The 13,164-nt window shown below is 39.2% G+C and carries 19 protein-coding genes; all 19 read left to right on the top strand.

Features of this window, described 5'->3' with window-relative positions:
• Position 1: 1 nt before the first annotated feature.
• The 19 genes from rplO (at position 2) to MHH45_RS15625 (ending at position 13,148) form a co-directional block, all read left to right on the top strand.
• Positions 2 to 442, top strand: coding sequence for a 50S ribosomal protein L15 (gene rplO / locus MHH45_RS15715; RefSeq protein ID WP_006093108.1), 441 nt, complete (start codon positions 2 to 4; stop codon positions 440 to 442).
• Positions 442 to 1,743: a preprotein translocase subunit SecY gene (secY, locus tag MHH45_RS15710; RefSeq protein WP_016116956.1), complete on the top strand. Its 1,302-nt coding sequence runs from the start codon at positions 442 to 444 to the stop codon at positions 1,741 to 1,743. The genes rplO and secY overlap by 1 nt, the downstream gene beginning before the upstream one ends.
• 54 nt (positions 1,744 to 1,797) lie before the next feature.
• Positions 1,798 to 2,448, top strand: a complete 651-nt coding sequence (locus tag MHH45_RS15705; protein ID WP_003194378.1) for an adenylate kinase — start codon at positions 1,798 to 1,800, stop codon at positions 2,446 to 2,448.
• Entirely contained in the window at positions 2,448 to 3,194 is a 747-nt protein-coding gene (gene map / locus MHH45_RS15700) for a type I methionyl aminopeptidase (protein ID WP_016116957.1), read from the top strand. Before MHH45_RS15705 ends, map begins: the two co-directional genes overlap by 1 nt.
• A gap of 68 nt (positions 3,195 to 3,262) precedes the next feature.
• On the top strand, positions 3,263 to 3,481 hold the full coding sequence (gene infA, locus MHH45_RS15695) for a translation initiation factor IF-1 (protein WP_001029884.1): 219 nt from the start codon (positions 3,263 to 3,265) through the stop codon (positions 3,479 to 3,481).
• Positions 3,482 to 3,516: 35 nt separating this feature from the next.
• Positions 3,517 to 3,630, top strand: a complete 114-nt coding sequence (gene rpmJ, locus MHH45_RS15690; RefSeq protein WP_000868344.1) for a 50S ribosomal protein L36 — start codon at positions 3,517 to 3,519, stop codon at positions 3,628 to 3,630.
• Between the two features lie 21 nt (positions 3,631 to 3,651).
• Positions 3,652 to 4,017 (top strand): 30S ribosomal protein S13, encoded by a 366-nt coding sequence (rpsM, locus tag MHH45_RS15685; RefSeq protein ID WP_003194382.1) that lies wholly within the window; start codon positions 3,652 to 3,654, stop codon positions 4,015 to 4,017.
• 24 nt (positions 4,018 to 4,041) lie between these two features.
• A complete protein-coding gene (rpsK, locus tag MHH45_RS15680; RefSeq protein ID WP_000101797.1) occupies positions 4,042 to 4,431 on the top strand; it encodes a 30S ribosomal protein S11 in 390 nt (129 codons plus the stop codon).
• Between the two features lie 181 nt (positions 4,432 to 4,612).
• Positions 4,613 to 5,557: a DNA-directed RNA polymerase subunit alpha gene (locus MHH45_RS15675; RefSeq protein ID WP_000569645.1), complete on the top strand. Its 945-nt coding sequence runs from the start codon at positions 4,613 to 4,615 to the stop codon at positions 5,555 to 5,557.
• Positions 5,558 to 5,592: 35 nt separating this feature from the next.
• Entirely contained in the window at positions 5,593 to 5,955 is a 363-nt protein-coding gene (gene rplQ / locus MHH45_RS15670) for a 50S ribosomal protein L17 (protein WP_000331491.1), read from the top strand.
• A gap of 111 nt (positions 5,956 to 6,066) precedes the next feature.
• Entirely contained in the window at positions 6,067 to 6,909 is an 843-nt protein-coding gene (locus MHH45_RS15665) for an energy-coupling factor ABC transporter ATP-binding protein (RefSeq protein WP_016116958.1), read from the top strand.
• On the top strand, positions 6,885 to 7,766 hold the full coding sequence (locus MHH45_RS15660) for an energy-coupling factor ABC transporter ATP-binding protein (RefSeq protein WP_016133318.1): 882 nt from the start codon (positions 6,885 to 6,887) through the stop codon (positions 7,764 to 7,766). Before MHH45_RS15665 ends, MHH45_RS15660 begins: the two co-directional genes overlap by 25 nt.
• Positions 7,754 to 8,548 carry an energy-coupling factor transporter transmembrane component T family protein gene (locus MHH45_RS15655; protein WP_088094332.1) on the top strand — a complete coding sequence of 265 codons (795 nt, stop codon included), beginning with the start codon at positions 7,754 to 7,756 and terminating at the stop codon, positions 8,546 to 8,548. Before MHH45_RS15660 ends, MHH45_RS15655 begins: the two co-directional genes overlap by 13 nt.
• A 14-nt stretch (positions 8,549 to 8,562) precedes the next feature.
• A complete protein-coding gene (gene truA / locus MHH45_RS15650) occupies positions 8,563 to 9,306 on the top strand; it encodes a tRNA pseudouridine(38-40) synthase TruA (RefSeq protein WP_016116961.1) in 744 nt (247 codons plus the stop codon).
• Positions 9,307 to 9,458: 152 nt separating this feature from the next.
• A complete protein-coding gene (gene rplM, locus MHH45_RS15645) occupies positions 9,459 to 9,896 on the top strand; it encodes a 50S ribosomal protein L13 (RefSeq protein ID WP_001260793.1) in 438 nt (145 codons plus the stop codon).
• A 21-nt stretch (positions 9,897 to 9,917) separates the two neighbouring features.
• Positions 9,918 to 10,310, top strand: a complete 393-nt coding sequence (rpsI, locus tag MHH45_RS15640; protein WP_000079986.1) for a 30S ribosomal protein S9 — start codon at positions 9,918 to 9,920, stop codon at positions 10,308 to 10,310.
• A gap of 413 nt (positions 10,311 to 10,723) precedes the next feature.
• Positions 10,724 to 11,152, top strand: a complete 429-nt coding sequence (locus MHH45_RS15635) for a DUF2521 family protein (RefSeq protein ID WP_016116962.1) — start codon at positions 10,724 to 10,726, stop codon at positions 11,150 to 11,152.
• Positions 11,153 to 11,218: 66 nt separating this feature from the next.
• Entirely contained in the window at positions 11,219 to 11,932 is a 714-nt protein-coding gene (gene cwlD / locus MHH45_RS15630) for an N-acetylmuramoyl-L-alanine amidase CwlD (protein WP_016116963.1), read from the top strand.
• A 148-nt stretch (positions 11,933 to 12,080) separates the two neighbouring features.
• Complete coding sequence (locus tag MHH45_RS15625; RefSeq protein WP_018783612.1) at positions 12,081 to 13,148, top strand: Mrp/NBP35 family ATP-binding protein; 1,068 nt, start codon at positions 12,081 to 12,083, stop codon at positions 13,146 to 13,148.
• Positions 13,149 to 13,164 lie beyond the last annotated feature (16 nt).

The raw sequence follows: 13,164 nt of genomic DNA, 5'->3' as shown, positions 1-13,164 counted from the left end.
AATGAAACTTCATGAATTAAAACCTGCAGAAGGTTCTCGTAAAGTACGTAACCGTGTCGGTCGTGGTATCGGTTCTGGTAACGGTAAAACTGCTGGTAAAGGTCATAAAGGACAAAACGCACGTTCTGGTGGCGGTGTTCGTCTTGGCTTCGAAGGTGGTCAAACTCCATTATTCCGTCGTTTACCAAAACGCGGCTTCACAAACATTAACCGTAAAGAGTTTACTATCGTAAACTTAGCAACGTTAAATCGTTTTGAAGATGGTACAGAAGTAACACCTGAATTATTGCTGGAAACTGGCGTTATCAGCAAATTAAACGACGGTGTTAAAGTTCTTGCAAGCGGAGCTGTAGAGAAAAAATTAACTGTTAAAGCGCACAAGTTCTCTTCAAGTGCTAAAGAAGCAATTGAAGCAGCTGGCGGATCAGTTGAGGTGATCTAATGTTTCGTACAATCTCCAACTTTATGCGCGTTGCTGAGATAAGACGTAAAATATTATTCACTTTAGCGATGTTAATCGTATTCAGGATTGGCACGTTTATCCCAGTGCCATTTACAAATGGAGACGTACTGAAAGCACAAGATCAGTTAAATGCATTAGGCATCCTAAATACATTTGGCGGTGGCGCGTTGAAAAACTTCTCCATCTTTGCGATGGGAATCATGCCGTATATTACAGCATCCATCATCGTGCAATTATTGCAGATGGATGTTGTTCCTAAATTTTCGGAATGGTCGAAGCAAGGCGAAATGGGCCGTCGTAAACTAACGCAATTCACGCGTTATTTTACAATTGTTCTTGCGTTTATTCAGGGGTTTGGTATGTCAATCGGTTTTAACGGTATGGTAGGTGGACAGTTAATTTTGAATCCAGGTTGGAGCACTTATTTATACATTGCTACGGTACTGACTGCTGGTACTGCATTTTTAATGTGGTTAGGTGAACAGATTACAGCTAAAGGTGTAGGTAATGGTATTTCCATCCTAATCTTTGGTGGTATTGCCGCAGCGATCCCAAGTGTAATATCTCAAGTGTATCAACAACAGTTTCAAAATGCCGGAGATCAATTGTTCATGAGTATCGTTAAAGTTGTATTGATTTTACTAGCTGTGTTAGCAGTTGTTGTTGGTGTTATTTTCATTCAACAAGCTGTTAGAAAGATCCCAATTCAATATGCGAAGCGTGTAACAGGAGGAAATGGTAATCATGCTGGAGCACAAAACACACATTTACCGCTTAAGGTAAATAGTGCGGGTGTTATTCCAGTAATTTTTGCTGTTTCATTCTTGATTACACCTCCAACTATTGCACAGTTCTTCCCGAAACATGACGTATCGCAGTGGATTATTGCAAACTTTAACTATTCCCACCCAGTGGGAATGATAATATATGTAGCGCTCATTGTAGCCTTCACATACTTCTATGCATTTGTTCAGGTTAATCCAGAGCAAATGTCAGAAAACCTAAACAAGCAAGGTGGATATGTTCCAGGTATTCGTCCGGGTAAGAATACAGAACAATATCTAACAAAAATCTTGTATCGTTTGACCTTTGTAGGATCTATTTTCCTAGCAGCGATTGCAATTCTTCCAGTTATCTTTACGAAATTGGGAAATCTTCCTCCATCTGCACAGATCGGTGGAACGAGTATGTTAATCGTTATCGGCGTTGCTTTAGAAACAATGAAGCAGCTAGAAAGCCAACTGGTAAAACGCCATTACAAAGGGTTTATCAAGCAGTGAGTAAGTGGGAAGAATTGTCTTCCCTACATGCTCATGTATTGAGGGGGAACAAGGATGAACTTAATTTTAATGGGGCTTCCTGGTGCTGGTAAAGGTACACAAGCCGAACAGATTGTTGCCAAGTATAACATCCCTCACATCTCAACAGGAGATATGTTCCGTGCAGCTATGAAGGCTGAAACTGAACTTGGTTTACAAGCAAAGTCCTTTATTGATAAAGGTGCGCTTGTTCCAGATGAAGTTACAATCGGAATTGTTCGTGAGCGTTTAAGTCAAGAAGACTGTGTAAAAGGCTTCTTACTAGATGGTTTCCCACGAACAGTTGCACAGGCATCTGCACTTGAAGAGATTATGAAAGATCTTGGCAAAAAAATCGACTATGTTTTAAACATTAATGTGGATTCAGGATTGCTATTAAAACGTCTTACAGGCCGTCGTATTTGTAAAGAGTGCGGTGCGACTTACCACTTAGAATTCAATCCGCCAGCAAAAGCTGACGTGTGCGATAAATGTGGTGGCGAATTATATCAACGCTCTGATGACAATGAAGAAACTGTAGCGAATCGTTTAGAGGTAAATATTAAGCAAACAAAACCTTTGCTTGATTTCTATGAAGAGCTTGGTTACTTACAAAGCATTAATGGTGAGCAAGATATCAATAAGGTATTTGCTGATATTGATGTTCTCATTGGAGACTTAGCGTAATGATCATTTGCAAAACTCCTCGCGAGATAGAAATCATGCGAGAAGCTGGCAGGATCGTTGCTTTAACTCATCAAGAGTTGAAAAAGCATATTACTCCAGGAATTACAACGAAAGAGCTCGATCAAATAGCGGAAAAGACGATTCGAAAATATGGTGCTACGCCATCTTTTAAAGGATACAACGGATTTCCGGGAAGCATCTGTGCTTCTGTAAATGAAGAGCTTGTACATGGGATTCCAGGTAAGCGCAAGCTCCAAGAAGGTGATATCATCAGTATCGATATTGGTGCGAAATACAATGGGTACCATGGAGATTCTGCGTGGACGTATCCAGTAGGAAACATTTCTGAATCTGTTCAAAAGCTACTTGATGTCACAGAAAAATCGTTGTATCTTGGTCTAGAACAAATAAAACCAGGCGTGAGATTATCAAATGTTTCACATGCGGTTCAAACGTATGCTGAAGACAATGGATTCTCGATCGTTAGGGAGTATGTTGGTCACGGAATCGGGCAAGACTTACATGAAGACCCTCAAATCCCGCACTATGGTCCACCAAATAAAGGTCCTAGATTAAAGCCGGGAATGGTTATCTGTGTCGAACCGATGGTGAACCAAGGAAGACGATATGTAAAAACACTATCTGATGACTGGACAGTGGTAACGGTAGATGGTAAATGGTGTGCACATTTTGAGCACACGATTGCTCTTACAGAAGCAGGATACGAAATCCTTACCACTTTATAAGTAGCTGGCTCTCCGGGATTTCAGAGCAGTGTAAAATGTTACTGATTTGAAGAAGGGAGAACTATTGAATGGCTAAAGATGATGTAATTGAAGTCGAAGGTACCGTTCTTGAAACGTTGCCAAATGCTATGTTCAAAGTAGAATTAGAGAATGGGCATGTCGTATTGGCTCACGTTTCTGGTAAAATCCGTATGAACTTCATTCGGATTTTACCAGGAGACAAAGTTACGGTAGAATTATCTCCGTACGATTTAAATCGTGGTCGTATTACGTACCGTTTTAAATAATATAGCACTCCGTAATCTTTAAGGAGGTTCGAGACATGAAAGTAAGACCGTCAGTTAAACCAATCTGCGAAAAATGTAAAGTTATTCGTAGACGTGGAAAAGTAATGGTTATTTGTGAAAACCCTAAACATAAACAAAAACAAGGTTAATCAGAAGGAGGTGCATTCGGAATGGCACGTATCGCAGGTGTAGATATTCCTCGTGACAAACGCGTTGTTATTTCTTTAACTTACGTATTCGGCATTGGTCGCACGACTGCTGAAAAAATTCTTGCTGAAGCTGGTGTTTCTGAAGAAACACGAGTTCGTGATTTAACGGAAGACGAATTAGGTCGTATCCGTGACATCGTAGATCGCGTTAAAGTTGAGGGAGACCTTCGTCGTGAAGTTTCTCTTAACATTAAACGTCTAATGGAGATCGGTTCTTACCGTGGTCTTCGTCACCGTCGTGGTTTACCAGTTCGTGGTCAAAATTCTAAAAATAATGCTCGTACGCGTAAAGGTCCACGTCGTACAGTAGCAAATAAAAAGAAATAATAAGTAAAGGAGGTTGAACTAACAATGGCACGTAAAACAAACACTCGTAAAAAACGTGTGAAAAAGAATATTGAAGCTGGTATTGCTCATATTCGTTCTACTTTCAACAACACAATCGTAACACTTACAGATACTCACGGTAACGCACTTTCTTGGTCTAGTGCTGGTGCACTTGGTTTCCGTGGATCTCGTAAATCTACTCCATTCGCTGCGCAAATGGCTGCTGAGGCTGCTGCTAAAGTTGCAATGGAGCATGGTTTAAAAACTTTAGAGGTTACTGTAAAAGGTCCTGGTGCTGGTCGTGAAGCTGCAATTCGTGCTCTTCAAGCTGCAGGTCTAGAAGTAACAGCAATCAGAGATGTTACTCCAGTTCCTCATAATGGATGTCGTCCGCCAAAACGTCGTCGTGTTTAATTTTTCTGTATAGAATTTTCCCTTTTGTCTATAATGGATATGATGCATTATCGAGAAATTTCGTACAGAAACATCGCTTGTTGTGCACAATCGGGAACTGCCTAAGGGGGACTTTCGGTTAGACAGAGGTTTTTTCCTTTGTTTAGCCGAGGTTTCGACGTTTTGAAGGAGGGTTTAGTTAATGATTGAAATTGAAAAACCGAAAATCGAAACGGTTGAACTTAACGAAGATGCTAAATATGGTAAATTCGTGATTGAACCGCTTGAGCGTGGATATGGTACTACTTTGGGTAACTCCTTACGTCGTATTCTTTTATCCTCACTCCCTGGTGCCGCTGTAACTGCTATCCAAATTGATGGCGTATTACACGAATTTTCAACAGTTGAGGGCGTAGTAGAGGACGTTACGACGATCATCTTAAACTTGAAAAAGTTAGCTCTTAAAATCTACTCTGAAGAAGAGAAGACGTTGGAAATCGATGTACAGGGCGAAGGTATTGTCACAGCTGCTGATATTACTCACGATAGTGATGTTGAAATCTTAAATCCAGATTTATACATTGCGACGTTAGCAAAAGATGCGCATTTCCGCGTGCGTTTAACTGCAAAGCGTGGCCGTGGGTATACGCCAGCTGATGCAAATAAAAGCGAAGATCAACCAATAGGAGTTATTCCTATTGATTCTATTTATACTCCAGTATCACGTGTGACTTACCAAGTGGAAAAGACACGTGTCGGACAAGTGGCAAATTATGATAAGCTTACGCTTGATGTATGGACGGATGGAAGCATCGGGCCAAAAGAAGCTATCTCTTTAGGTGCCAAAATCTTAACTGAGCATTTAAATATCTTCGTTGGTTTAACTGATGAAGCACAAAATGCTGAGATTATGGTCGAGAAGGAAGAAGATCAAAAAGAAAAAGTTCTAGAAATGACTATTGAAGAACTTGATCTTTCTGTTCGTTCTTATAATTGCTTAAAACGTGCAGGAATTAATACTGTACAAGAGCTTGCGAACAAAACAGAAGAAGATATGATGAAAGTTCGTAACTTAGGACGTAAATCCTTAGAAGAAGTTAAGCATAAGCTTGAGGAATTAGGTTTAGGCTTACGTAAAGACGACTGAGGATTTAATCTCATCAACAAAGGAGGGAACTACGAATGGCATACAGAAAATTAGGCCGTACAAGTGCGCAACGTAAAGCTATGTTACGTGACTTAGCTACAGATTTAATTATCAACGAGCGCATCCAAACGACAGAAACTCGTGCAAAAGAACTTCGTTCTGTAGTGGAAAAAATGATCACTTTAGGTAAACGCGGAGATCTTCATGCTCGCCGTCAAGCTGCATCTTTCATCCGCAATGAAGTTGCTAATGCTGAGACTGGTCAAGATGCACTTCAAAAATTATTCGCTGATGTAGCTCCACGCTATGCTGAGCGTCAAGGCGGATACACTCGTATTGCAAAAATTGGTCCACGTCGCGGAGACGCAGCACCAATGGTAATTATCGAGTTAGTATAATGATAATTAAAAGGGCAGGACAGTTCTTTTCAAGTAACTGGTCATGGCCCTTTTTTTTTAAATATAGAAAATAGGCTAACTTGATGAAGTAATGAGAGAGGGTGCCTTGCATTGAAAAAAGAGAAACTTCGCACGCAAAATATATCATTTCAATATCCCGGGGCAACTTCTTATGCGCTAAAAGACGTATCATTCTCTTTATATGAGGGAGAATGGGTTTCTGTAATTGGACAAAATGGTTCAGGAAAGTCTACACTTGCAAAGCTATTAAATGGTTTATTTTTACCGGAATCAGGCACGATTGTTGTAAATGATACAATGACTTTATCTGAAGAAACGGTATGGGATATTCGAAAGAAAATAGGTATGGTATTTCAAAATCCAGATAATCAATTTGTTGGGACAACAGTGCAAGATGATGTTGTATTTGGTCTTGAAAATATCGGGATGCCTCGGGAACAGATGGTAGAACGGATGAATCAAGCGCTGCAGATGGTCCGAATGGAAGAGTTTCTTAATGAAGAGCCTCATTCGTTATCTGGTGGACAAAAGCAACGTGTTGCGATTGCAGGTGTGCTAGCATTGCAACCATCTATTTTAATATTGGATGAAGCAACATCGATGTTAGATCCACAAGGACGACGTGAAGTAATTGAAACGGTTAGGAAGCTTGTGGATACAAAAGGTATTACCGTGTTATCGATTACGCATGATTTGGAAGAAGCTGCACAATCAGACCGTGTTATCATTTTGAATCAGGGAGAAATATTAGAGGTAGGTACGCCAGAGCAAATTTTCAAGTCCTCTCATATGCTTAGGGAAATCGGATTAGATGTACCATTCTCAGTGAAAATAGCAGAATTATTAAAAAGAAATGAAATTCCACTGCAAAATACGCATCTTACAATGGAAAGCTTGGTGAACGAACTTTGGAGATTACATTCCAAACAGTAGAGCATCGTTATCAATATAAAACTCCATTTGAAAGACGCGCGCTTTATGATGTAAACGTGTCGTTTCCAAGTGGGGGGTATTATGCCATTATCGGTCATACTGGTTCCGGCAAATCGACGATGATTCAACATTTAAATGGTTTATTGCAGCCGACAAATGGCACGGTCCAAATTGGGGAGCATTTGATTTCCTCGCAAAAGAAAGAAAAGAAATTAAAGCCGCTACGAAAAAAAGTAGGGGTTGTCTTTCAATTTCCAGAGCATCAGTTATTTGAAGAAACAGTTGAGAAAGATATTTGTTTTGGACCCTCAAATTTCGGAGTATCGGAAGAAGAGGCAAGACAAAAGGCAAGGGATGCAATTGAGCTTGTAGGATTGGATCCAGAGCTATTAGCGCGTTCGCCGTTTGAGTTAAGTGGTGGACAAATGAGACGTGTTGCAATAGCAGGCGTACTTGCGATGGAACCGGAAGTGCTTGTATTAGATGAACCCACAGCAGGGCTTGATCCTAAAGGACAGCATGAGCTTATGGAAATGTTTTATAAGCTTCATAAGGAACAGGGGCTTACAGTAATCCTTGTTACCCATAATATGGAGGATGCTGCTAAATATGCGGATCAAATTGTGGTTATGCATAAAGGAACGGTCTTTTTGCAAGGAACAGCAGAGGAAGTATTTTCGCATGCAGATGAGTTAGAACAAATCGGCGTGGATCTTCCAATGTCTTTAAAGTATAAACGTGCAATTGAAGAGAAGTTTGGTATCTCCATTCCAAAGGCTACCTTATCTTTAGAGGATCTTACTCATGAAGTTGTACAGGTGTTACGAAAAGGTGGTCATGAATCATGCAGCAGTTGATTATTGGGAGATATATTCCAGGTAGGTCGCTCATTCATCAACTTGATCCACGTACGAAGCTGTTGATTGTCTTTTTATATGTATTTGTTGTCTTTTTAGCAAATAATGCGATTTCATATGGATTTTTATTTTTATATGCACTCATTGCTTTATTTTTTGCAAAAGTGCCGATTCGTTATGTACTTTCGGGCTTAAAACCAATCTTATGGATTTTTCTGTTTACCTTTTTTCTGCATATTTTTACAAACAAAGAAGGGGATGTACTGCTTCAGCTTGGTTGGTTTTCGATACATGAAAAGGGATTAGAGCAAGGGATATATATTTCTATACGCTTCTTTGTCATTATTTTAATGACGACATTATTAACGTTAACAACAACACCAATTGAAATTACTGATGGTATGGAAACATTGTTAAAGCCATTAAAGCGTATAAAGGTTCCTGTTCATGAAATCGCATTGATGATGTCTATTTCTCTTCGTTTTATCCCAACATTAATGGATGAGACGAGTAAAATTATGAAAGCACAAGCGTCCCGTGGTATTGATTTTTCTGATGGGCCGATAAAGGACCGATTAAAGGCGGTTATTTCTTTGCTTGTACCGCTTTTTATTAGTGCCTTTAAGCGTGCTGAGGACTTAGCAATTGCAATGGAAGCGCGTGGGTATCAAAGTGGTGAGGGACGTTCTAAATTTAGGCAGCTACGCTGGAAAACAAGCGATACGTTAACGATAGTAAGTTTACTTTGTTTAGCATGTATTCTAGCATGGGTGCGATCGTAATGGAGAATAGAGAAATGGAAAGAATAAAATGTACAGTTGCATATGATGGCATCAATTTTTGCGGTTATCAAATTCAACCGCAGCATCGTACTGTTCAACAAGAAATAGAGAAAGCTCTGCAAAAATTGCATAAAGGAGAGCTTGTTCGTGTTCAGGCATCAGGACGAACAGATTCTACTGTTCATGCAAGAGGACAGGTTATTCATTTTGACACACCGTTGTCTCTTGAAGAATGGCAATGGATGAATGCCCTAAATACGATGCTGCCGGACGATATAGTTGTCAGGCAAGTAGAGAAAAAAACAGAAGATTTTCATGCACGCTATGGTGTTGAGAGAAAAGAATATCGCTACCGTGTATTATTATCTAAAAATGCTGATGTATTCCGTAGAAATTACGTATACCAGTATCCATATCCGCTTGAGATAGAATCTATAAGAAAAGCAATTCCTTATTTTATTGGAACGCATGATTTCACTTCGTTTTGTTCGGCAAAAACTGACAAAAAGGATAAAGTGCGAACAATTTACGAAATAGATTTAATGGAACAAGATGATGAGTTGATTTTTCGTTTTGTAGGTAATGGATTTTTATATAATATGGTTCGAATTATTGTTGGTACACTACTTAGCGTAGGACAAGGAAAGATGGTTCCTGACAGCATTCCAGAGATTTTAAAAAAACAAGATCGTCGTTTTGCTGGGAAGATGGTGCCAGGGCACGGGCTTTATTTATGGCAGGTAAACTATAACAACTAATCCTGGTGTAACATTTACTTGACATTAGAAACTCAAAAGGATATCATAACATATGGTATTGTTTCTAAAACCACGATTAGCCCCGGAAGGAAATCGTGTTTAAGATAAACAATAGATTTTTTCTATGGAAAAGATAACGAGGAGGGAAACACATGCGTACGACTTTTATGGCAAAAGCTAACGAAGTTGAGCGTAAATGGTATGTGGTTGACGCTGAAGGTCAAACTTTAGGTCGCCTTGCTAGTGAAGTAGCATCCATTTTACGTGGTAAAAACAAACCAACATTTACACCACACGTTGACACGGGTGATCATGTAATTATTATTAACGCTGAGAAAATTCATTTAACAGGTAATAAATTAAACGATAAAATTTACTACCGTCACACTAACCACCCAGGTGGACTTAAACAAAGAACAGCTCTAGAAATGCGTACAAACTACCCTGTACAAATGTTAGAGCTTGCAATTAAAGGCATGCTTCCAAAAGGACGTTTAGGACGTCAAGTGTCTAAAAAATTAAATGTGTATGCTGGAGCTGAGCATCCACACCAAGCACAAAAACCAGAAGTTTACGAACTTCGCGGATAATTAATTAAAGGAGGGCTTACATTGGCACAGGTACAATACTATGGTACTGGACGTCGTAAGAGTTCAGTAGCACGCGTACGCCTAGTTCCAGGCGAAGGACGCGTTATCATTAACGGTCGTGATTTTGAAAACTATATCCCATTTGCTGCATTACGTGAAGTAGTGAAACAACCTCTAGTTGCAACAGAAACTTTAGGTAACTACGATGTACTTGTAAACGTAAATGGTGGTGGATACACTGGTCAAGCTGGTGCTATTCGTCACGGTATCTCTCGCGCTTTATTAAAAGCTGACCCAGAATACCGTCTAACATTAAAACGTGCAGGTCTATTAACTCGTGACGCACGTATGAAAGAGCGTAAAAAATACGGTCTTAAAGGCGCACGTCGTGCACCTCAGTTCTCAAAACGTTAATTTTTGCGAACTTCAAACCCCAGTCTATTGGCTGGGGTTTTTTATTATTTCAACCGGTAAGACCCCCTTCTCTAAACGAAGTGAAGGTAAGGGGAGTTTAATATGCCTAATGGAACTATATAAAGTGAAACTTCCATCCATCGTGAGCTTACGGGATAAATTCATTTTGATTTTTCACCATATAAATCACTGCTATGAAGAACAAAAGGTAACCTGCACTCGTATGTTCTTTTTGTTTAAACTTGGTTGGCATGGGGCAGAGAAAGGTTTTATATTGTTTTTTATTTATATAATTATCCTCAATTATTTTTAGTCCCCTTATTATTGCTTGGAATATTTTAGTGCTGCCTTCTTACGTATGCTTCATCTTTAGAAGTTTAGACTAATACGTATTAGGGAGGTTTATAAGTACTATGAATGTCATTGTTAGCTTACAAGAAAAACAAAAAGAAAAGCAGTTGAAATATGAACGGAAGATGCTTCGCGAACTATCATTAAAAACATTAAGATCTAATATTCGTGCTGCCTTCGATATGAAAGAGCTGCACAGGCAGTACGAGGATTATTGTATTGAACTTGGAATTGAATCGTACTTATTAGGAGCAAGATATAGCAAATTTGGCTATTATGGTGAATCTTTTTTTGATGTGAAATATAGAGCTTTAGAAGAGGAGCAGCAATTAACAGAAATGTTGTTTCAATTTTTAACAAGCATGACCATGCGAGAGATAGAATCAAACGATAAGGAGTTGCTGTATGAGTCCTGTGAACAGTTTATTAGTTCATGGTGGCGCGAAGGGTATGAAAAGGGTGAAAGAAGATATCGTTTAAAGCTGCATTAAGAGAAGCATAAACTTTCCTCTTGTCCCATATAAGTAATTAGAGGGACTAGCTGGAGGAGGAAAGGTATGAAGAGAATTCGAATTATCTCTTTTATGCTTGCTGCGGTTGTACTGTTTTTCTTGGTAAAACAAGAATTTCAAATTACAAAATCGTGGAGAGCTTGGAATTTACCCTTATCTGGAAAAGTAATTGTACTAGATGCCGGACATGGTGGACCAGATGGAGGGGCGGTTGGTGGTAAAGATATTGTAGAAAAAGACATTACGCTTGAAATTACAAAAATGGTACAAGACTATTTGCAAGAACAAGGTGCTTTAGTTATTTTAACGCGAGAGGGAGATTATGATCTAGCTGATAAAGACACAAAGTCATATAGTAGGCGCAAAGCAGAAGATCTCAAAAAACGTGTAGAGATTATTAATAAGCCGGATGTAGACTTTTTTGTGAGTGTTCACTTAAATGCTTTGCCTAGCAGTAGTTCGAAGGGAGCACAAACGTTTTATTATCGCTCTTTAATTGAAAATGAGCGTGCAGCAAAGTTTATACAGGCTGAATTGCGAACTAGCCTAGAAAATACGAACCGCTCAGCTAAAACAATCTCCCGTGTTTATTTACTTAAGTATGCAAAAACACCAGGTGCTTTAGTTGAGGCTGGTTTTTTATCGAATGTAAATGAACGATATATGTTAAATTCAGAGAAGTATCAGCAAAAGGTTGCAGCTGCGATATACCGGGGAATACTACGTTATTTTACGGAAAAAGGAAATCCTCCTGAGTAAGGAGGGTTTTTTGAGTTCCTCTCGTTAACGAAGTTTTCGGAAAATATGTTATACTGGAAATGTAAACGCATTTATTTTGGAAATGAAAATAAATAAACCCAATTTATTTAACATGACTTTATTTTTCATACAGGGGGCTGGGCCGATTATGGTAACGAAAGAGCAAGTAGTGGAGGCGCTTGAAGGGATTAATGATCCATTTCTACATAAAACATTAAAAGAAACAAATGCAATTAAAGAGGTAAATATAAAGCCTGAGAAAGAGCATGTCAGTGTTAAAATTGCAATTGTAAAAACAGGGACTGCCGAACAAATGCAATTGCAGGCTACTATTGTGAAGCTTGTGAAAGAACTTGGAGCAGCAACGGTTGGTTTGCGTTTCGCTGAATTTACAGAGGAAGAGCTAGCGCAGTTTGCGCCGCCGCAAGAAGAGAAAGAAAGTCAATCTTTATTATCAGAGCATTCTAAAACAACATTTTTAGCAGTTGCAAGTGGAAAAGGCGGAGTTGGTAAATCAACTGTTTCTGTAAACCTTGCGATTTCATTAGCTCGTTTAGGAAAGAAAGTTGGTATTATTGACGCTGACATATATGGCTTTAGTGTGCCTGATATGATGGGAATCGAAAAACGTCCAATCGTAAGGGGCGATAAAATTATTCCAGTGGAGCGCTTAGGGGTAAAAGTAATTTCAATGGGCTTCTTTGTAGAAGACAATGCTCCTGTTATTTGGAGAGGGCCAATGCTTGGTAAAATGTTAAATCACTTTTTTACAGAGGTGGAATGGGGCGATTTAGACTATTTAGTATTAGACTTGCCACCAGGTACAGGGGATGTGGCTTTAGATGTTCACTCAATGCTACCATCTTGTAAAGAAATTATTGTAACAACGCCTCATCCAACAGCGGCATTTGTTGCAGCTCGTGCAGGCGCTATGGCACTTCGTACTGAACATAGTATTCTTGGGGTTGTTGAAAATATGGCTTACTTCGAGAGTAAAGTAACCGGTGAGAAAGAGTATGTGTTTGGAAAAGGCGGAGGAGATAAGTTAGCCGCAGAATTACAAACAGATGTATTAGGACGAATTCCACTTCAGCAACCAGATTGGAATAAAGAAGATTTTGCGCCATCGGTATACGAGGATACACATAAAACGGGTGTCATCTATCGGACGATAGCTGAGCAAGTTATTGATAGAACATCAGTTAAACAAAAATAAATTTATGCAAGTAGAA

The sequence above is a fragment of the Bacillus sp. FSL K6-0042 genome (assembly GCF_038006685.1).
Taxonomy (GTDB): domain Bacteria; phylum Bacillota; class Bacilli; order Bacillales; family Bacillaceae_G; genus Bacillus_A; species Bacillus_A pseudomycoides.
The sequence above is the reverse complement of the archived record's forward strand: the minus strand, read 5'-3'. Positions and strand labels throughout refer to the sequence as shown.

What these genes read in the sequence shown, in the direction of transcription:
- rplO (WP_006093108.1), top strand. Translation starts at nt 2, where the DNA reads ATGAAACTTCATGAATTAAAACCTGCAGAAGGTTCTCGTAAAGTACGT.
- secY (WP_016116956.1), top strand. Translation starts at nt 442, where the DNA reads ATGTTTCGTACAATCTCCAACTTTATGCGCGTTGCTGAGATAAGACGT.
- MHH45_RS15705 (WP_003194378.1), top strand. Translation starts at nt 1,798, where the DNA reads ATGAACTTAATTTTAATGGGGCTTCCTGGTGCTGGTAAAGGTACACAA.
- map (WP_016116957.1), top strand. Translation starts at nt 2,448, where the DNA reads ATGATCATTTGCAAAACTCCTCGCGAGATAGAAATCATGCGAGAAGCT.
- infA (WP_001029884.1), top strand. Translation starts at nt 3,263, where the DNA reads ATGGCTAAAGATGATGTAATTGAAGTCGAAGGTACCGTTCTTGAAACG.
- rpmJ (WP_000868344.1), top strand. Translation starts at nt 3,517, where the DNA reads ATGAAAGTAAGACCGTCAGTTAAACCAATCTGCGAAAAATGTAAAGTT.
- rpsM (WP_003194382.1), top strand. Translation starts at nt 3,652, where the DNA reads ATGGCACGTATCGCAGGTGTAGATATTCCTCGTGACAAACGCGTTGTT.
- rpsK (WP_000101797.1), top strand. Translation starts at nt 4,042, where the DNA reads ATGGCACGTAAAACAAACACTCGTAAAAAACGTGTGAAAAAGAATATT.
- MHH45_RS15675 (WP_000569645.1), top strand. Translation starts at nt 4,613, where the DNA reads ATGATTGAAATTGAAAAACCGAAAATCGAAACGGTTGAACTTAACGAA.
- rplQ (WP_000331491.1), top strand. Translation starts at nt 5,593, where the DNA reads ATGGCATACAGAAAATTAGGCCGTACAAGTGCGCAACGTAAAGCTATG.
- MHH45_RS15655 (WP_088094332.1), top strand. Translation starts at nt 7,754, where the DNA reads ATGCAGCAGTTGATTATTGGGAGATATATTCCAGGTAGGTCGCTCATT.
- truA (WP_016116961.1), top strand. Translation starts at nt 8,563, where the DNA reads ATGGAAAGAATAAAATGTACAGTTGCATATGATGGCATCAATTTTTGC.
- rplM (WP_001260793.1), top strand. Translation starts at nt 9,459, where the DNA reads ATGCGTACGACTTTTATGGCAAAAGCTAACGAAGTTGAGCGTAAATGG.
- MHH45_RS15635 (WP_016116962.1), top strand. Translation starts at nt 10,724, where the DNA reads ATGAATGTCATTGTTAGCTTACAAGAAAAACAAAAAGAAAAGCAGTTG.
- cwlD (WP_016116963.1), top strand. Translation starts at nt 11,219, where the DNA reads ATGAAGAGAATTCGAATTATCTCTTTTATGCTTGCTGCGGTTGTACTG.
- MHH45_RS15625 (WP_018783612.1), top strand. Translation starts at nt 12,081, where the DNA reads ATGGTAACGAAAGAGCAAGTAGTGGAGGCGCTTGAAGGGATTAATGAT.